The organism is Sphingomonas sp. 179-I 2A4 NHS, from assembly GCF_045369135.1.
GTDB lineage: Bacteria > Pseudomonadota > Alphaproteobacteria > Sphingomonadales > Sphingomonadaceae > Sphingomonas.
On record NZ_JBIQFL010000001.1, the window covers coordinates 143495 to 161816 of the forward strand.

Annotated in this window: 19 protein-coding genes and 1 tRNA gene; 9 read left to right on the forward strand and 11 right to left on the reverse strand. The window is 67.4% G+C overall.

The features are described from left to right. Positions 1-11: 11 nt before the first annotated feature. The gene (locus tag ACH0CP_RS00655; RefSeq protein WP_294444954.1) at positions 12-1028 is read left to right on the forward strand and encodes an ATP-dependent DNA ligase; all 1017 of its coding nucleotides are present in this window, start codon (positions 12-14) and stop codon (positions 1026-1028) included. Here ACH0CP_RS00655 and ACH0CP_RS00660 read toward each other — a convergent pair whose 3' ends face one another. The 3 genes from ACH0CP_RS00660 to ACH0CP_RS00670 all read right to left on the reverse strand — a co-directional run bounded on the left by ACH0CP_RS00660 (position 1029) and on the right by ACH0CP_RS00670 (position 3753). Next, entirely contained in the window at positions 1029-3194 is a 2166-nt protein-coding gene (locus tag ACH0CP_RS00660) for a penicillin acylase family protein (RefSeq protein WP_294444961.1), read from the reverse strand. 130 nt (positions 3195-3324) lie between these two features. Further along, positions 3325-3486: a hypothetical protein gene (locus ACH0CP_RS00665; protein ID WP_294444953.1), complete on the reverse strand. Its 162-nt coding sequence runs from the start codon at positions 3484-3486 to the stop codon at positions 3325-3327. Positions 3487-3666: 180 nt separating this feature from the next. Further along, a tRNA-Leu gene (locus ACH0CP_RS00670) sits at positions 3667-3753 on the reverse strand. 101 nt (positions 3754-3854) lie between these two features. Between ACH0CP_RS00670 and ACH0CP_RS00675 the strand changes: the two genes are divergently transcribed. Then, positions 3855-5222: an MATE family efflux transporter gene (locus ACH0CP_RS00675; protein ID WP_406893856.1), complete on the forward strand. Its 1368-nt coding sequence runs from the start codon at positions 3855-3857 to the stop codon at positions 5220-5222. Here the strand turns inward: ACH0CP_RS00675 and ACH0CP_RS00680 are convergent. Beyond that, positions 5194-6006 carry an MJ0042-type zinc finger domain-containing protein gene (locus tag ACH0CP_RS00680; RefSeq protein ID WP_294444978.1) on the reverse strand — a complete coding sequence of 271 codons (813 nt, stop codon included), beginning with the start codon at positions 6004-6006 and terminating at the stop codon, positions 5194-5196. The two genes, ACH0CP_RS00675 and ACH0CP_RS00680, sit on opposite strands and share 29 nt — an antisense overlap. 152 nt (positions 6007-6158) lie before the next feature. Here ACH0CP_RS00680 and ftsE point away from each other — a divergent pair, with 152 nt between their 5' ends. From ftsE to ACH0CP_RS00700, 4 genes are read left to right on the forward strand one after another with little or no spacing between them, the layout of a single operon-like run. Beyond that, positions 6159-6863: a cell division ATP-binding protein FtsE gene (gene ftsE / locus ACH0CP_RS00685; RefSeq protein WP_294444980.1), complete on the forward strand. Its 705-nt coding sequence runs from the start codon at positions 6159-6161 to the stop codon at positions 6861-6863. Then, the gene (locus ACH0CP_RS00690; RefSeq protein WP_294444982.1) at positions 6817-7755 is read left to right on the forward strand and encodes an ABC transporter permease; all 939 of its coding nucleotides are present in this window, start codon (positions 6817-6819) and stop codon (positions 7753-7755) included. The genes ftsE and ACH0CP_RS00690 overlap by 47 nt, the downstream gene beginning before the upstream one ends. After that, positions 7752-8288, forward strand: coding sequence for a YdcF family protein (locus ACH0CP_RS00695; protein WP_294444983.1), 537 nt, complete (start codon positions 7752-7754; stop codon positions 8286-8288). The genes ACH0CP_RS00690 and ACH0CP_RS00695 overlap by 4 nt, the downstream gene beginning before the upstream one ends. After that, positions 8285-9004 carry a 1-acyl-sn-glycerol-3-phosphate acyltransferase gene (locus ACH0CP_RS00700; protein WP_294444984.1) on the forward strand — a complete coding sequence of 240 codons (720 nt, stop codon included), beginning with the start codon at positions 8285-8287 and terminating at the stop codon, positions 9002-9004. The genes ACH0CP_RS00695 and ACH0CP_RS00700 overlap by 4 nt, the downstream gene beginning before the upstream one ends. 6 nt (positions 9005-9010) lie before the next feature. On the opposite strand, the gene ACH0CP_RS00705 is transcribed toward ACH0CP_RS00700, so the two are convergent. Further along, positions 9011-9919, reverse strand: a complete 909-nt coding sequence (locus tag ACH0CP_RS00705; protein WP_294444985.1) for a prephenate/arogenate dehydrogenase family protein — start codon at positions 9917-9919, stop codon at positions 9011-9013. A 29-nt stretch (positions 9920-9948) separates the two neighbouring features. Further along, entirely contained in the window at positions 9949-11046 is a 1098-nt protein-coding gene (gene hisC / locus ACH0CP_RS00710; RefSeq protein ID WP_294444986.1) for a histidinol-phosphate transaminase, read from the reverse strand. Between the two features lie 133 nt (positions 11047-11179). Between hisC and ACH0CP_RS00715 the strand changes: the two genes are divergently transcribed. Genes ACH0CP_RS00715 through ACH0CP_RS00725 form a run of 3 tightly spaced genes read left to right on the forward strand, consistent with a single transcriptional unit; the run spans position 11180 to position 13308 of the window. Continuing rightward, positions 11180-12298, forward strand: coding sequence for a homoserine O-acetyltransferase (locus tag ACH0CP_RS00715; protein ID WP_294444988.1), 1119 nt, complete (start codon positions 11180-11182; stop codon positions 12296-12298). Further along, the gene (gene metW, locus ACH0CP_RS00720; RefSeq protein WP_406875418.1) at positions 12295-12894 is read left to right on the forward strand and encodes a methionine biosynthesis protein MetW; all 600 of its coding nucleotides are present in this window, start codon (positions 12295-12297) and stop codon (positions 12892-12894) included. Before ACH0CP_RS00715 ends, metW begins: the two co-directional genes overlap by 4 nt. A 21-nt stretch (positions 12895-12915) precedes the next feature. Beyond that, the gene (locus ACH0CP_RS00725) at positions 12916-13308 is read left to right on the forward strand and encodes a response regulator (protein ID WP_294442932.1); all 393 of its coding nucleotides are present in this window, start codon (positions 12916-12918) and stop codon (positions 13306-13308) included. Here the strand turns inward: ACH0CP_RS00725 and ACH0CP_RS00730 are convergent. The 5 genes from ACH0CP_RS00730 to ACH0CP_RS00750 form a co-directional block, all read right to left on the reverse strand. After that, positions 13283-14776 (reverse strand): sensor histidine kinase, encoded by a 1494-nt coding sequence (locus tag ACH0CP_RS00730; RefSeq protein WP_294442988.1) that lies wholly within the window; start codon positions 14774-14776, stop codon positions 13283-13285. The genes ACH0CP_RS00725 and ACH0CP_RS00730 overlap by 26 nt on opposite strands. Positions 14777-14938: 162 nt before the next feature. Continuing rightward, positions 14939-15484: a single-stranded DNA-binding protein gene (gene ssb / locus ACH0CP_RS00735; RefSeq protein WP_294442933.1), complete on the reverse strand. Its 546-nt coding sequence runs from the start codon at positions 15482-15484 to the stop codon at positions 14939-14941. Between the two features lie 16 nt (positions 15485-15500). Then, positions 15501-17360 carry a ferrous iron transporter B gene (locus ACH0CP_RS00740; RefSeq protein WP_294442934.1) on the reverse strand — a complete coding sequence of 620 codons (1860 nt, stop codon included), beginning with the start codon at positions 17358-17360 and terminating at the stop codon, positions 15501-15503. A 1-nt stretch (position 17361) separates the two neighbouring features. After that, complete coding sequence (locus ACH0CP_RS00745; RefSeq protein WP_294442935.1) at positions 17362-17616, reverse strand: FeoA family protein; 255 nt, start codon at positions 17614-17616, stop codon at positions 17362-17364. Between the two features lie 42 nt (positions 17617-17658). Further along, a complete protein-coding gene (locus ACH0CP_RS00750) occupies positions 17659-18318 on the reverse strand; it encodes a COQ9 family protein (protein ID WP_294442936.1) in 660 nt (219 codons plus the stop codon). Positions 18319-18322 lie beyond the last annotated feature (4 nt).

An 18322-nucleotide genomic window follows, 5' to 3' on the forward strand; every position in this document is an offset into this window, starting at 1 on the left:
TTCCTCGGTGCATGACGGCGCCGATCCTCAGCCCGATGGAAGCCAAGCTGGTCGCCGACCTGCCGGAGGAGGCGGGCTGGCAGTTCGAACCCAAGTGGGACGGCTTTCGCGCCTTGGGGTTTCGCGACGGCAAGCATGTCGAGATCCTGTCCAAATCCGGCAAGTCGCTGGCGCGCTATTTCCCCGAAATCGTCGCGATGATCGCGGCGGTGAAGCGCGAGCGCTTCACGCTGGACGGCGAGCTGATCCTGCCGATCGGCGGGATCCTGTCCTTCGATGCGTTGCAGGCGCGGCTGCATCCGGCGGCGAGCCGGATCGAGAAACTATCCCGTGAGACGCCGGCGCAGCTGATGCTGTTCGACTGCCTGATGCTGGATGGCGTGGATCTGGCGGGCGAGCCGCTGGCCAAGCGACGGCTGGCGCTGGAGCGCTTCCATGCCAGGCACGGCAGCGCCGCACTGCTGCTGTCGGATCGAACCGAGAAGATCGATACGGCGCAAGCATGGCTGGCGCGGAGCGGCGGGGCGCTTGATGGCGTGGTGGCGAAACGGATCGACGAACCCTATCGGCCCGGCGAGCGCGCGATGCTGAAGGTGAAACAGCATCGTTCGGCCGATTGCGTCGTGGGCGGCTTTCGCCGCGCCAAGGACGGGGCAGGCGTCGCATCGTTGCTGCTTGGGCTCTACGATGACGCCGGGCTGCTGAACCATGTCGGCTTCACCTCCGGCATCGCGGCGGAGGAGCGGCTGGCGCTCGCCGAGCGGCTGGAGCCGCTGATCGAGGCGCCCGGCTTCACTGGCAAGGCGCCCGGCGGGCCAAGCCGCTGGAACGACGGCAAGGAAAGTGCGTGGGAGCCGCTGCGCCCCGAGCTGGTGGTCGAGGTGCTGTACGATCAGGTGACGGGCAAGCGGTTCCGCCATGGTACGCGGCTGCTGCGCTGGCGACCGGACAAGGCGCCGGCGCAATGCCGGATGGAGCAGTTGGTCCATGAGTTGCGCCCGGCGGAGCTGGCCACGATCACGCGCTGATCAGCGCGCGTGGGTGACCTCGCCGGGACGATAGCGGCGCTCGACATGGCCGGCGAGCTCGTCGGGATAGAAATAGACCGGGCGCAGGTTGCCTTGCGCATAACGCTGGATCTGATCGGCGAAGTGCGGCGAGGCGGGGTCACCGCTCTGGCCACCCGCCATCACCGCCTTGGCCCTCACTCGCGGGCCGAATTCGACCACCGCGACGAAGCTGTTCCCGCTGGTGCCATAATAGCGCTTCGTACCCGCCCACGCCTTGGCGCCGAACGAGGCGAGGCCGCCCCATTGCGCCGAGGTGAAGGGCACCGGCACCGACGGCCTCGAATCATCAAAGTGCGGCTTCAGGGAATTATCCAGCCGCTGGAAGCGGTTGATCGCGCCCCAAGGCGTTCGCCAGCTGCCGAAATCGCGGTTGAGGCGATCGATCGCTGCCGACAGCGCAGCGATGCGCTGCTCCGCGGGCACATGGGCGGCGATGTAATCGGGCACGTTCATCCGTGCTGCCTGCGCGGCGGCGCCGACTTCGCCCCACAGATGATCGCCCCAGAAGACCGCAAGGCTGGTCGCGACCGAATCATAGCCCCAGCGGTGATCCCAGCGTTCGATAAGGTGGATCGGCTCGGCCAGCGCGGCGCGGCGCGGATCGCCGGCAGGCAGCGCGCGCCACGCGGCGACGAGATCCGGCATCAGCCGCGCGAAGGCGGGGAGATAAGGATCATAGGCCGCGGCTTGCAGGCGATCGAGCGTCCAGCCGCGCTTCCCGGTAAGCAGCAGATCGGCGTGTACGCCGCGGGCGTTGGAGCCGGTCTGATCCATGTAACGCGGATAATCCTTTGCCTTCGGGCTGTCCGGCCCGGCGGCGCTCCACGGCCAGTCATTGGTGTTGTGGACCCAGCCGACGCGCGGATTGGCGACATTGGGCAGGCTGGCGAGGGTGTGCAGCCCCTTCCAGTCGGTCGCCGGATCGCTGCCGTCGACGGCACGGGTATAATCGAAGCGGTCGTCGCGCAGCGGCATGAACTGCGGCATCAGGAACGCGATCGCGCCCTTGCTGTCGGCAAAGAGCGTGGCGTTCGACGAATTTGCCTTGCGCTCGGCGATCTTCATGTAGCCGACAAGGTCAGTCGCCTTGGTGCGCAAGTAGCTTTGCTCGAGCGCCGAGATCGGGCGCCACATCAGCGCGGTCGCGATCCAGCGGCCGTCACGCGACGCAACGATCGGGCCGTGATGGGTGCGCCAGGTTGTGAAGCGCTGCTCGGCGAGGCGGCCATTACTCTGGCGGACGCGTAGCGTGACGATCTTCTCGGTGACCGGGCGAAGCTCCGTCCCGTAGCGATAGGCAAAGCCTTTGCCGCGCGGCACGATCCGCTCGGCGAAGTCATCGACATTGTCGACGGTGGCGGAGGTGTGCATCCAGCCGGCCTTGGCGTTGAAGCCCTGGTAGATGAAGAACTGGCCCCACGTGCTGGCGCCATAAGCGTCGAGGCCCTCGTCGCTTGTCACCTGCGCTTCGGAGCGAAAGTAGAAGCTGGTGTGCGGGTTGATGAGCAGCAGCGCGCGGCCATTGCTGGTGAGGCTGCGCGCGATGGCGATCCCGTTCGATCCGGACGGCTCGCGCGGCGTGGCACCGGTCTCCTGCGACGTCGGCGGAGTGGGGCGGCCGTAAAAGGTCTTGAGCTCGCTGAGTGAAATGCGCTCGATGTCGCCGCCGATGCTGCCTTCGGTGAAGCTGAGCGCCATCCACGGTTCGAAGCGGGTGAGGACGCGCGGCTTCACTTGCGGGTGTGTCGCGAGATAGAAGTTCAGTCCGTCGGCCCAGGCGTCCATCAGCGCACGTAGCCAGGCCGGGCTGCCGGCATATTGCCGCTTGAGCTCTGCCGGATCGACGAACAGGCGCTGGCGAAGATCGGCCCAGACGGCTTCTTCCCCATCAGCCTCCGCCGTGCGGCCGAGCGCAGTGAGGTAATTGGCCTCGATCCGGGCGAAATCATCTTCGGCCTGGGCATACATCATGCCGAACACCGCATTGGCATCAGTGCGGGCGCGGATGTGCGGGATACCCCAGTCGTCGCGTGTGATGGTGACGTCGGCAGCCCGCGTTTCCCAGCGTGCGCGCTCCCGATCGGGCGCGGCTGCTGTCGTGGCGGCGAACGCCAGCAGGATCATCGGCGTGCGGACGCGGCGCGGGAAGAAGTGCATGGTTGCCCCGTAGAACGACGGGCCGCGTATGGCCATGTAGTGACTGCATGGCCGGCGCGACGCGGGGCCGCTTGCCGCGTAATGTCGTATGGCGGCCTCAGTTCCTGTTCTCGCCGGTCGCCACCCGCGATGGCTGGCGATCCGACGTCTGCTTGCCGCTGAGATTGATGCCGACGAACGATACCAGCCAGATCAGTGCGGCCAGTACAAGGACGATGACCGCGACACTCGCCAGACGAGAGTTCGAGGGCCTATCCACGCCGCCGCAAACGCGCAGGAGCGGCTTTCGCACCGCACGCTGTGCCTAATCCATGTCAGGCGCCAAATCGAGCGCGCGGGCGGCGGCCAGCGAGAATCAGCGGCGAAGGATGATGGGTGTTTCAGCTTCACTGGCGGCTACCGGATCCTGATGATCCGGATAGCCTGCCAGTGAGTGAAATGGTGCGGTCGAGAAGACTCGAACTTCCACGGCCTTTCGGCCACAACGACCTCAACGTTGCGCGTCTACCAGTTCCGCCACGACCGCACGTGATGTCCACCGGGCTGGCCCGGCGGCTGGCAGGAGCGGGCCACTAGCAAGGGTTTTGCGGGCTGGCAATGCCCGCGTCGCACCGCTAGCGCGAAAAGATGCGAGGGGGCAGCGGCAGCATGGCGCGGGGCGGCGAACTGGGGCGGATCCTGGCGCTTGCCTGGCCGGTGATGCTGACCAGCCTCAACTGGACGGTGCTTCACGTGACCGACGTGGTCGTCGTCGGGCTCGTCAGCGTGCACGAGGTGGCCGCGCTGTCCGCCAGCCGGGCGATCACCTTCGTCGGGATCGTCGCGTCCTTGTCCTGGCTGTCGGGGGTGCTGGTCTTCGCCTCGCGGGCAGATGGCGCGGGCGATCTGCGGCGGACCGGGGCGGTGCTGCGCGAAGGGTTAGTGTTCGCTGTATCGCTGGGCGCGGTGATGGCGGCGATCCTCTTCTTCGGCGCCGAATCCCTGCTGCGCATGGTGGGCGTGGCCGAACCGCTGGTGGTGCCCGGCGCTGCCGTGGTGCGGGCGATTGCGCTCAGTTATCCCTTTCAGCTGGCGCTGGTGGCAGCGAGCTTCTTCCTCGAGGGGATCAGCCGGCCAAGAATGGTGGCGGCGGTGAACCTCTCAGTGATGCCGATCAACGCCTTGCTGGCCTGGGTGCTGGCGACGGGGCAGGCGGGCCTGCCGGCGCTGGGCGCCGTCGGCGCCGGGATCGCGACGACGCTGGCGTCTCTGGTGGGCGGGGTCGCAATGGTGGCTGCGGCGCTGGCGACCCCGCAAGCGCGCGAGCGCGGGTTGCGCGACTGGGGTATCGCCGCGTGGCGCGGCACGCTGCGCGGTGCAGGGCGGATCGCCTGGTTCGGCATCGTGCCGGCAATTGCCGCCGGGCTGGAACTGGCGGGATTCTCCATCCTGATCGCGCTGTCGACCCAACTTGGCGAAGCCGCAGCGCATGCCTTCCAGATCGTCTTTTCGATCCACAATGTGACCTTCTCGATCGCGATCGGCTTTGCCTCGGCGGCTGGCGTCAGGACTGGGAATGCGGTGGGCGAGGGGGTGCCGCAGGAGGCGGGGCGCCGGGTGGCGATCGCGGCCGGCGCGACGGCGGCGGCGCTGGGGCTGGTGGCGATGACGCTGATCCTGCTGCGCGCGCAGGTGGTGGCCCTGTTCCCGGCGGAGGCGGCGGTGGCCGTGTTGGCGGCGACGATGTTGTTGCCGTGGCTACCCTTCGTCGTGTTCGACGGGCTGCAGGTGGTGTTCGTCTATGCGCTACGTTCGCTGGGTGATCAGGTGGCGGCGGGCGTGAACGGGATCATCGCCTTCTTCATCGTCACCGGCGGCGCAGGCTGGTGGTTCGTCACGCGCGGCGATGGGCCGATGGCGCTCGTATGGGCGTCGGCGCTGGGTATGGTTGCGGCCGCGGCGCTGAACGGCGGCCGCTTCGCGCTGGTCAGCCGCCGTCTTCGCCGACGAAGCTGAGCTCGAGCCGCTTGGAGGTGGCGGGTACGTCGAGCTTTGCCGAGTTGAAGTCGATCGCGCTCTTGGGCGAGAGGCTGCGCTGCTGCGGGATGATCGTCCAGCTGTAGACGATCCGGCCCTGCGCATCGCGCAGATCGGCGCGGATGTCCGGCACGCGCTGCCGCTCGTTCGAGGGGTTCAGCACCTTGCCGCTGACCGCGAACAATTCGCTGCCATTGTTGATCTCGCGCCGCTCGATCGGATTGTCGATCAGGCGAAGCGGCGATTCTTCCGGGCCGAAGGAGAAGCCGAGCTGAGTCGCCAGGCCGGGTGCGCTGGTCCACAGGATTGCGGCGACGGCGACGAGCATCAGCAGCGCCGCGGCGACGGCGGCGATCGTCCAGCGGCGCGCGGGGTTGATGCGCGGGCGGGTGGAGGGGCGATTGCCGAGTGGGTCGAGATCAGTGCCGGGAGCCGTCGGCGTGGCGGCGGCCGGTGGGGTGACCGGCGGCAGCGGCGGCGTTGGCGTGGCTGCTGTTGCGGGGCCGGGGCCGGGTGCAGGCCGAGCTACGGGGGCTGCAGGTGCCGCAGCGGCGGGCGGCGGCGCAGGGGTGGATGAGGCCTCGGCCTCGGCGGGAGCAGGTTCGGCGGGCGGTGTCGCGGCGAGGGCCTCGACGGCGCGGGCGTCGGGCTCCTGATGCCAGCTGTGGCGACAGTTGGCGCAGCGCACGGTCCGACCCTCCGTCCCGATTGAGCTGTCGGGCACCAGATAGCGGGTGCGGCATTCGGGACATTCGAGGATCATGAAGCGACGCTGCCGGAAACTGGATCAGGGGCTGGTAACATCGCGAATCTAAACACGGCCCGTGCGTTGCATGCAAGCGGAGGTTGATGCAGCGGCACCGCTCGTGCGATGGCTGCGACGGGGCATGGGTGCGTAGGGATGACGGCGCCGCAATGGCGAACATCGTGCAGTTCGAGAATGTGGGGCTGCGGTACGGCGACGGGCCCGAGACGCTGTCCGACATCAGCTTCTCGCTGGCGGCCGGTTCCTTCTACTTCCTGACGGGAGCGAGCGGGGCGGGAAAGACGTCGCTGCTGCGGCTGCTCTACCTCGCGCAGCGGCCGACGCGGGGCGTGATCAAGCTGTTCGGCGAGGACGCGGTGATGATGCCGCGCGGGCGCCTGCCGGGCTTCCGACGGCGTATCGGCGTGGTGTTTCAGGATTTCCGGCTGGTGCCGCACCTGTCCGCGGCAGACAATATTGCCCTGCCGCTGCGGATTGCCGGGATGCCCGAGGCAGAGGTGGCGGGGCCGGTGGGCGAGATGCTGGCCTGGGTGGGCCTGGCGGATCGCGCCGACGCGCGGCCGGCGACCCTGTCGGGCGGCGAGCAGCAGCGCGTGGCGATCGCCCGCGCGGTAATCGCACGGCCCGAGATGCTGGTGGCGGACGAGCCGACGGGCAACGTCGACCCGGAAATGGCCGAGCGTCTGCTGCTGCTGTTCGATTCGCTCAATCGCCTGGGCACGACCGTGGTGGTGGCGACCCACGACCTGCACCTCATGCAGCGCATTCCAAGCGCGCAGATGATGCGCCTGTCCAAGGGGCAGCTGCATGATCCCGCGGGCACGCTGCGGCACCCGCCGGCGCGGCCGTCCTGATGGGGCAGGGGCGATGAAGGGCGAGCGGACGCGGCGCGTCCTCGATGATGCACATGGCGTGCGGGCAATGATCTGGATCATCGCCATCATGCTGTTCCTGACCATCCTGGGCGGCGCGCTGGGAATCGCGATGCGCAACGCGGCGGACGGACTGGAAACAGAACTGACCGGGCGGGCGACGGTGCAAATCGCCGCTGGCGATCCGGCGCAGCGTGAAGCGCAGGCCGCGCGGGTGCTTTCCGAGGTGCGCAAGCTGCGGGAGGTGCGGGCGGCGGCGCCTGTGGACCGGGCGCAGCTCGCCACCCTGCTGGAGCCGTGGCTTGGCGACGACGCAGGCGATCCGGAACTGCCGGTGCCGGCGATGATCGACCTTGAGCTGGCCAGCGACGACGCCACCACGGTGAGCCGCGTGCGCGAGGCCGTGCGGCGCGTGGCGCCGGAGGCGCGGGTCGACGCGCATGAGGCGTGGATGGCGCCGGTGGCGGATTTCCTCGACCTCGTCGTGCTGATCGCGGCGGTTCTCGTGCTGCTAATGGCGGCGGCAACCGCGGCGGTCGTGGTGCTGGCGGCGCGGGCCGGGCTCGACGCGCATCGCCAGACGATCGACGTGATGCACATGCTGGGATCGACCGACGTGCAGATCGCGCGGCTGTTCCAGCGGCGGATCGCGCGGGATGCGGCGATCGGCGCCACCATCGGCGGCCTCGCCGCGGTGGCGCTGGTGGCGCTGGTGGGCAGCCGGGCGGCGGCGCTGGGATCGGGATTGCTTGGCGGCGCGGTGCTGGGCCCGGCGGGCTGGATCGCGTTGCTGATGCTGCCGGTGTTCTTCGTCCTCCTGGCGGCGCTGGCCGCGCGGCTTGCGGTCGTGAGTGCCCTGAGGAACGTGCTGTGATCTCTCGGTTATTTGCGTTGGTGGCGATCGCCTGGGGCTTGGGCTTCGCGATCTTCATGCTGGCGCTTGCCCAGCCGGCGGATGACCTACTAGTCACCGACGCGATCGTCGTACCGACGGGCGGCGCGGGGCGGATCCCTCGCGGTCTGGCACTGATCGAGGCAGAGCGCGCGAAGCGGATGCTTGTGAGCGGGGTGGCGACGGGGCTGCGCAAGGTGGACCTGATCGCCGCCAACGGCCACGCGCAGGCGATCATCTGCTGCGTCGATCTTGGGAGCGAAGCGGTCGATACCCGGTCAAATGCCGAGGAAACGGCGCGCTGGGTGCGCGAGCATGGCTATCGCTCGGTGCGGCTGGTGACGTCCGACTGGCATATGGCGCGTGCGCGGATGGAACTGGGCGCGGCGCTGGACCCCAACGTGCGGATCGTGCGTGACGGCGTGCCGACCGAGCAGCGGCTGGGCCCGCTGGTAAACGAATATAACAAGCTGATCCTGCGGCGGGTTGCGTTGTGGGCGGGACTGGACGGATGAACGACTGGCTGCGCACGATCCTCTATCGGCTGGTGTTCTACGCCGGATCGACCGCGATCGTGATCGCCGTGCTGTTCGTCGCGCCGTTCGGCGAACGGGCGGTGATCGTGCATGCGCATCGCTGGGCCGCGTTCAACCGCTGGTGCGCGCGCATGATCCTGGGTGTGACGACACGCGTGGAGGGCACCATCCCCGAGGGCCAGTTCCTCTACGCCGCCAAGCACCAGGCGATGTATGAAACGACCGAGCTTCAGCTGATCCTGAATGGGCCGGCAATGGTGCTGAAGCGCGAATTGACCCGCATTCCGGTGTGGGGCTGGGCAACGCGGCTGTACGGCGCGATCGCTGTGGACCGGGAAGCGTCCGCCAAGGCACTGCGCCAATTGATGAGCGAGGGTGCGGCCGTCCGCGCGCGTGGCCGCTCGGTGATCGTTTATCCGGAAGGGACGCGCGTGCCGCCGGGCGAGACGCCGCCGCTGCGGTCCGGCTTCGCAGGGCTTTACAAGGCGCTTGGCCTGCCGGTGGTGCCGATCGCGCTCGACAGTGGCCGCCTGCTGCCGAAGAAGGGCGCAAAGCATCCCGGCATCGTGACGGTGCGGATCGGCGAGGTGATCCCGCCGGGGCTGCCGCGCAAGGAAGCCGAGCAGCGCGTGTGGGCGGCGATCAACGCGCTGGAACTGGAGGCGAAGGCGCCGGAAGGCAGCCCGCCGGCCTGACCAGAATCAGCCGTGCTTGCGGCCGAAGTCCGCCGCGGCGTCGTCCTGCCCCTGATCGACGATCGAGCGGCGGATCGTGCGAGTGCGGGAGAAGAGATCGAACAACGTGTCGCCATCGTCCCAGCGGATCGCGCGCTGGAGGTGCGACAGATCCTCGCTGAACCGCTGCAGCATCTCGAGCACGGCTTCCTTGTTGGCGAGGAAGACGTCGCGCCACATCGTCGGATCCGACGCGGCGATGCGGGTGAAATCGCGAAAGCCGCCGGCGGAGAATTTGATCACTTCCGATTGGGTGACCTCGGCGAGATCGTTGGCGGTGCCGACGATCGTATACGCGATGAGGTGCGGCAGGTGGCTGGTGACGGCGAGCACGCGATCGTGATGATCGGGCGCCATCGTCTCCACCATGCTGCCAAGGCGGCGCCAGAATTCGGCGACTCTCTCGGTCGCGGTGGGATCGCCGTCAGGCAGCGGGGTGACGATGCACCAGCGGCCCTGGAAGAGGGTCGCGAAGCCGGCCTCGGGCCCGCTCTGCTCCGTGCCCGCGACGGGATGCGCGGGAACGATGGTGGCGCCAGGTAGCGCGGCGGTGAGCGCGCGGACTACCTCTGCCTTGCAACTGCCGACATCGCTGACGATCGCATCGGCTGGAAGACCGGCGGCCATTTCGGCCGCGGCCGTGCCCATGGCGCCGACCGGCACGCAAAGGATCACCAGATCGGCGTCCTGAACCGCAGCACCGATCGTGTCGGTCACATCGTCGACGATCCCCAGCCCGTCGGCACGCTGCCGCACGTCCGGATCGGCATCATGGCCAATGAGCCGGACGGTCGGCATGTTCGCCCGCACCGCGCGAGCGATTGAGGAGCCGATCAGGCCGAGGCCGACGATCGTGACGCGGGCGAAGGGCAGCATCTAGCGGAGGTCCATCCTAAGCGCGCTCGTCACGCCGCGGCCGTCATCTTGCGAAGCGCGGCAATGACGCCCCTGGTCTCGTCTTCGGTGCCGATCGTGATCCGCAGGCCGTGCGGCAAACCCTGTCCGGGCAGCCACCGGACGATGTAGCCGGCGTCCATGAGGCCCTTGTACGCGGCTTCCGCCGTCAGCGCGCCTTCGAATACGACGAGGACGAAGTTCGCCTGGCTGGGGATCGCGCGAAGGCCGGCGTTGCCGAGCTTGGCAATCTCTTCCGCGAACCAGGTGCGCCACTTGGCGTTATGCGCCGCCGTGTGGGCGACGAAATCGGTATCGCCAAGCGCGGCTACGGCGGCGGCGGTGCCGGCGATGGTGATTGAGAAAGGCAGCCGGATGCGGTGCATCGCCTCGGTGATCGGCGCGGCGGCATAGCCCCAGCCGATCCGCTCCGCGGCGAGCCCGTACATCTTTGAGAAGGTGCGCGTGACGAGCACGTTCGAGGCGCGCGCAGCGAGCGCCATGCCGCCATCATCGTCACCACCTTCGATATACTCAGCATAGGCGTGGTCGAGGACGAGCAGGATGTCGTCGCGAAGGCCTGCGTGCAGCCGCTCGATCTCGCCGCGCGGCGCGTACGTGCCCGTGGGATTGTTGGGGTTGGCGACGAACACGATCTTCGTGCGCTCGGTGACGGCGGCGAGGATCGCGTCGACGTCGGTCGCGTAATCCTTGTCCGGGGCGATCACCGGGGTGGCGCCGACGCGGCGGATCGCGATCGGGTACACGGCGAACCCGTAGTTGACGTAGATTGCCTCGTCGCCCGGGCCGGCGAAGGCGCCAGCGGCAAGGTGAAGTACCTCGTCCGAGCCGTTGCCGTAGATGATGCGAGCCGGATCAAGGCCGTGGCGGGCGGCCAGCGCCTCGCGCAACTCATTGGCGCTGGCATCGGGATAGCGTTCCAGGTTGTTGGCCGCCGAAGCAAAGGCTTCGCGCGCCTTGGGGCTGGTGCCGAGCGGATTTTCGTTGGAGGAAAGCTTGGCGACCTTGCGCCCGTCGTCCGTGGTCGAGCGACCGGGAACGTAGGGCGCGATCTCCATGATCCACGGCTTGGGAGTGGGGCCTGTCATGGTGCGGGCGCATAGCGGCGGCGGATCACGCTTGGCAATTGTAGCCTTCATCGCGCGGCGTGGTGCTGATCTGCAACAAATGGCGCGATGCCGCGGGTTTGCTTGGGACGCGCGCGATGCTAGCGCCGCCATCATGTCAGCCGACGACCAGCGTTTCGGTCTCCAGCGCCATGTGATCCTGCCCAGCCCGCTGCCGCTCGACGGCGGGGGGCAGCTGACGCCGGTCGAAATCGCGTACGAAACCTATGGCACGCTGGCGCCGGACGGCAGCAATGCAGTGCTCGTATGCCACGCGCTCACCATGGACCAGCATGTCGCAGGCGCGAATCCGCGTACCGGAAAGGCGGGCTGGTGGACCCAGATGGTCGGTCCTGGTCGCCCGGTGGATACAAACCGGTTCTTCGTGGTGTGCGCGAACGTGCTCGGGAGCTGCATGGGATCGTCGGGCCCCGCGACGGTGAACCCGGCGACCGGGCGGCCGTGGGGCATGACCTTCCCCGTGATCACGATCCGCGACATGGTGCGCGCGCAGGCGATGCTGCTTGACCACCTGGGCGTGGGGCGGCTGAAGGCGGTGATCGGCGGGTCCATGGGAGGGATGCAGGCGCTGAGCTGGCCCGCGACCTTCCCCGACCGGGTGGAGGCGGTGGTGGTGATCGCATCCGCCGCGCGGCATTCGGCGCAGAACATTGCCTTCCACGAAGTCGGACGGCAGGCAGTGATGGCCGATCCCAACTGGCGCGGCGGGGATTATTACGGCCATTCCACGCCGGCGGCCGGGCTGGCGGTGGCGCGAATGGCGGCGCATATCACCTATCTGTCCGAGGCTGGCCTCACCGAGAAGTTCGGGCGCAAGCTGCAGGCGCGTGAGGCCAAGACCTTCGGGTTCGACGCGGATTTCCAGGTGGAGAGCTATCTGCGCCACCAGGGCATCACCTTCGTCGACCGGTTCGACGCCAACTCCTATCTCTATATCACGCGGGCGATGGACTATTTCGATCTGGCGGAGGAACATGGCGGGCTGCTCGCCAATGCCTTCCGTCAGTCGCGCGCGCGGTTCGCCCTGGTGAGTTTCGATACCGACTGGCTGTATCCGACCCGCGAATCGCGCAGCATCGTGCAGGCGCTGAATGCCGCCGGCGCACCCGTCAGCTTCGTCGAGCTGTCCAGCCCCTATGGGCATGACGCGTTCCTGCTCGATTCGCCCGAAATGAACCGGGTGGTCGCGGGTTTCCTGGGGACGGCGGCATGAGCTTGCGCGCGGACCTCGCCATCATCGCCGATCATGTCGCGCCTGGCAGCCGGGTGCTGGACGTCGGCTGCGGCGACGGTGCGCTGATGGCGGCGCTGCGCGACGGCAAGCAAGCTGACGCGCGTGGGCTGGAGCTGGAGCCGCACAATGTCGCAGCGGCGGTAGGGCGCGGGCTTAGCGTGATCCAGGGCGACGCTGATGTCGACCTCGCGGGCTATCCGGATGCGAGCTTCGACTATGCGATCCTGAGCCAGACGCTGCAGACGTGCCGGGCGCCCGACGCGGTGCTCGATCACCTGCTGCGGATCGGGCGGCGGGCGTTCGTGAGCTTTCCCAACTTCGCGCATTGGCGCGTGCGACTGTCACTTCTTTGGGGAGGACGGATGCCGGTGACCCGGCTGCTGCCGGAGCGCTGGTATGACACGCCCAACATCCATCATCTGACGATCGACGATTTTCGCGCCTACCTGAAGGACAGGGGAGTCGTAGTGGAAGGCGCGTGGTTTCTGTCGGGTGACAAAAAAACCACATCGGCGGCGGCAAACTTCCTCGCTGAGCACGCAATCTTCCTCTTGCGGGGAACGAAATCTAGTTAACCGGGTTGCCCCACGACTATTATGAGCAAAACTGCACTCATCATTGAAGACGAGATCTTCGTTGCGCTCGACTTGGAGCGAATTCTTACCGACGCAGGATATCAGGTCGCGGCCATTGCCGCCGATAGCGAGCAGGCACTGGCCGCTGCGCCTGGATGCGCCTTCGCCTTTGTCGACATCAACCTTCGGGACGGTGCGACCGGCCCGCAGATCGCGGAGCGGATCGCGCGCGATTACGGCGTGAAGGTCGTGTTCGTCACGGCCAATCCGTCACAGATCGGCGCCGGGGTCGATGCGCTGGGCTATATTCGCAAGCCGTTCAGCGACAAGGCGATCCTGGCGGCGGCGGCGCTGGCCAGCGGGGAGCAACTCGCCGCCAATGACGACGTCATCCGGCTCGACGCGCTCGGCTGAACGAACCGCGCGGCGCCTGGATCGTCATCTCCAGGCCCTCTTGCTGCCAATTGCGCGTCACCGAGCCGCCAAGCTGACGAACCGCGCTAAGCTCGATCAAGTGGCTGCCGAAGCCTGACGGCTCCGCAGCGCCGGTGAGCGGCGGACCACCACGCTCACGCCACACAATCGTTGCGTTTTCCCCATCGGTTCCGATCTGGATCGTCACGTGACCTTCCGGCGTGGAGAGCGCGCCGTACTTGCTCGCGTTGGTGGCCAGTTCGTGGAACAGGAGAGCGAGCGGCGTGGCGGCGCGATCGTCGATCGCGACGTCCACGCCATCGATCGTCACGCGCTCCCCGGGCGTGTTCTGATAAGGCGCCAGCAATTCGCCCAACAGACCGCGCAGGCTGTCCTGCTGCGCTGACGGGCGCGAATTGGAGCTGTGCGGACGGACGAAATCATGCGCCCGCCCAAGCGCCGCGATCCGCTCGCGCAGATCCGCCGCCAGCGGCGCGATCTCCGGCCGGGTGCGGGCGGCGAGATGGATGAGGCCGCTCATCACCGCGAAGATGTTCTTGATGCGGTGCGACAGCTCCTGGCTGATGACCTCCCGCTCCTCGAGCGCGAGTTTCTGCTCGTGGATGTCGGTGCAGGTGCCGAACCAACGGGTAATCCGCCCGTGCTGGTCACGGATCGGCTGCGCGCGGCCGAGCACCCAGCGATAGGTGCCGTCGAAATGCCGCAGCCGGTATTCGATCTGGTAGGGCGCGCCGGTTTCCAGGCTGTGGCGCCACACCTGCCATGCGCGTTCCTGATCGTCGGGATGGAACATGTTGTTCCAGCCTTCGCCGTCAGTGGTGCCGGAGGGCGCGCCGGTGAACTCGTACCAGCGCGCGTTGTAGTAATCGTGATAGCCGTCCGGCTGCGTCGACCACACCATCTGCGGCATGGTATCCGCGAGGGTGCGGAAGCGGATCTCGCTATCCTGCAGCGCGGCGCGCGTTTCGGCGACGGCTTCGCGTTCCTTGCGCTGTTCGCGTGCGACGCGCCGCGCATCAAGGCGCGACATGACGCTGGTGGCGAGGATTTCGAGCCCGCGGGTCTGGAAGGCGGTGAGGCCATCGCGCGGCGTCACGTCGATGACGCAAATCGCACCCAGCGGTACGCCTTCTCGCGACACCAGCGGCGCGCCGGCATAGAAGCGGATGAACGGCTCCCCGGTGACCAGCGGGTTATCCGCAAAGCGCACGTCGCGCGTCGCGTCCGGCACTTCCATCACATGGTGGCCGTGCATGGCATAGGCGCAGAAGGACTGGGACCGCGGCGTGCCGGAAAGCTCGGTGCCGGTGCGCGAGAGGAAGGTCTGGAACTCCTCCTCGACCAGACTGACCACCGCGACGGGGGCGGCGCACAATTCCGAGGCGAACGATGCCAGATCGTCCAGCACGCCTTCTTCGCGTGCGCCGGCAAGATCGTAGAGCGCCATCACACGGGCGCGATCGACCTCGTCGAGCAGTGATGGATGGGCGTGCGTAACGGCTCCTGGCAACGATGGTCGGTGTCCGGCGCTAACGCCTGAAGGACGCGTCGTCAAAAAGGACGCGCCGGCGGGAAGGTTCCGGCACGCCTGGCGTCAATTCCGTGGAGCTTAGAACGGCACGTCGTCGTCAAGGTCGTCCGCGAAGCCGCCGCGCGACTGGCCGAAACCACCGGCAGCACCGCCGCCGCTGCGACTGCCGCTGCCGCCACGGTTGCCACCGCCAAAGCCACCGCCGCCGCCGCTGAAATCATCGCCGCCGCCGAAGTCATCACGGCTGCCGCCGCCGCCCCCCGAGTTCCCGCCGGGGCCGTCGAGCATGGTGAGGACGCTGTTGAAGCCTTGAAGCACCACTTCGGTGGAATACCGGTCCTGACCGTTCTGATCCTGCCATTTGCGGGTCTGCAGTTGGCCTTCGATATAGACCTTCGACCCCTTGCGCAGGAAGCGCTCGGCGACGTTGGCGAGGCCTTCGTTGAAGATTGCGACCGAGTGCCACTCGGTCTTTTCCTTGCGCTCGCCCGTATTGCGATCCTTCCAGCTCTCGCTGGTGGCGATGCGCAGGTTCACGACCTTGCCGCCGTTCTGGAACGAGCGCGATTCGGGATCGCGGCCGAGATTGCCGACGAGGATGACCTTGTTGACGCTGCCCGCCATTCAGTGATGCCTTTGTTCAGAGGCCCAGCGCAACGGCGAGCCAGTAAGTGATTCCGGCCATGATGTAAGCGGCGGCGAACAGATAGCCAACCATGAACAGCGGCCACTTCCAGCCATTTGTCTCCCGCCGGGTGATGGCGATGGTGGAGACACATTGCGGGGCGAAGACGAACCACATGAGGAAGGCGAGTGCCGTGGGCAGCGACCAGCGTTCGCGCAGCTTCTCGATGATCGTTTGCTCGCCCGAAGCCTCGTCTGGGTTGTCGACGGCGTAGGCGGTGCCGATCGCCGCGACGGCGACTTCGCGGGCGGCCATGGCGGGGATCAGCGCAAGCGCGATATCGTGATTGAAGCCGATCGGCTTCACGACGACCTCGATGCCGCTGGCGATCCGGCCGGCAATCGAATGCTCCACCTGGCTCTGGCCCTCGGTTGCGCGCGGGAAGCTGAGCAGCGCCCAGAGGATGATCGTGGTCAGTGCGATGATGGTGCCGGCACGCTTCAGGAAGATGATGGCGCGGGTCCAAAGGCCGAGCAGAATGTCGCTGAGACGCGGCATCTGGTATTTCGGCATCTCCATCATGAAGCCCGAGGAATCGCCCTTGGTGACCGTTCGACGCAGGAGAAGCGCGGCGACGAACGCGCCCGCGATGCCGGCAAGATAGAGGCCGAGGAGGATGAGGCCTTGCAGCCCGACCCCGGGCAGCACGGTCCGCGCCGGAATGAAGGCGCCGATGATGATCGTATAGACCGGCAGGCGCGCCGAGCAGGTCATCAAAGGGGCGATCAGGATCGTCGTCAGCCGATCCTTTTCGTCGCTGATCGTGCGCGTCGCCATGATGCCGGGAACGGCGCAGGCGAAGCTCGAAAGCAGGGGAATGAAGGCCCGGCCCGAGAGACCGACGCCGGCCATCAGCCGATCCATCAGGAAGGCGGCGCGGACCATATAGCCCGATGCCTCCAGCACCAGGATGAAGGCGAAGAGGATCAGGATCTGCGGCAGGAAGACGACCACCGCGCCGACGCCGGCGATGATGCCGTCGGTGATCATCGATCGCAAAAGACCATCCGGCATCGCGCCGCGGACGACCTCGTCAATCGCGGCAAAGCCGTCCTCGATCCAGCCGATCGGTGCTTCCGACCAGCTGAATACCGCCTGGAACATGACGAACATCAAGGCGACGAGCAGCAGCGGCCCGATGACCGGGTGGAGGGCGACGCTATCGAGCGCATGATTCCAGCGGCGCATCGGCGTTTCGGAGACGATAGCGGCAGCGGCAATGTCACGCGCGCGACGCTGCAGCGCGGTGAGCGGCTGGTCGGCGAGGTCTGCCGACACTGGCGCGGGGCGGTTGCCGCCGCCGTCGACCGCGGTGGTCAGTGCAGCGCGCAGCACGTCGAGGCCACGTTTGCGGACCGCGACGGTGGCGACGACCGGCACGCCCAGTTCGCGCGACAGCGCCTCGGGCGACAGGATGAGCCCGTCACGCTCGGCCAGATCGACCATATTGAGCGCGACGACCACGGGGAGGCCGAGCGCGATCAGTTGAAGCGCGAAGCGGAGGTGAAGATCGAGGTTCGCGGCGTCGACAACGACGATCAGCGCGTCGGGCCGCCGCTCCCCCGCCTGTTTGCCGAACAGCACATCGCGGGTGACCTGCTCGTCGGGCGAGGAAGGATCGAGACTGTAGGTGCCGGGCAGATCGACGAGCTCAACCGGGCGGCCGTCGTCAAGCGCTAGGCGGCCGGAGTGGCGTTCGACGGTGACGCCCGGATAATTCCCGACCTTCTGCCGTGCGCCGGTCAAAGCGTTGAACAGGGCGGATTTGCCGGCATTGGGGTTGCCGACGAGCGCGACCAGCGGAAGATTGCTCATGTCAGTCGGTCAGCACCGTGATCGCCGACGCGACGCCGCGGCGAAGCGCCACCGTCATCCGGCCGATGCGGCAGGCCAGCGGCCCGCGGAAAAGCGTCGCCCGGTGAAGGATTTCGACGTGCACACCGACGTCAAAGCCGAATTCACGCAAGCGGCGCGCCTCGGGGGGCGCGAGGCGATCCCAGGCAATGTCAGTGATCGTGGCGCGGCGGTGAACCGGGAGCGTTTCTAGCGGCAAGGAAGCAGGAGCAAGCACGCTCCTGCCCTTACCGATTCTGCGAACGATTATCAATTCCCGTCAGGCGACGGGATAGCGCAGGCGCCCGACGAAACGGCTGAGGCTGGGTCGATGCCGCGTCCGGCGGATGAAGCCGGCCTTGGCTTTCTCGATCTGCATGATGTTGTCGATGCGGCGCGAGAGGAAGGCCTTGGTATCGACGTAGCCGTCGCTTTCATCGTCGAGGAAGACGGTGATCGTTGCGGCATAGACGCCGAGCAGCATCGTCCGCTTGGTATAGTGATTATAGTCGGTCGCCGTGTCGCCGGCGGCGCGCCACATCGCATCGGCGCTGCGCCAGCCGAGCTTGGCGGCAGTGGCCACGTTCTGCGGCATGGCGAGGATGGCCAGCGCACGGCGAAGTGCCTCACGGTGAGGAGCCAGTGCGTCGAGCCGTGCCTCCACCAGCGACGTGATGCGCTGGCGGATCTTCATCACGGCAAGATGCTCTGGCGGGACGGCGAGGAGCATGGCCGCGTCGATCGATGCGAACCAGGCGTCGATCATCGCGACCGCGCCACCCTCGAACGCGAGTGCCGCGACATCGCGATCGATGCCGGCCAACTCCGCCGCCATGTCGCGCGCGGCATCGCCCCAGCCGTCGAACGCCGCATTCTCGGCGATCGACGGGGCAAGCGCGAGGCGGATCTCGTCGAGGGTCATGTCTGCGGTGTCGGTCATGCTG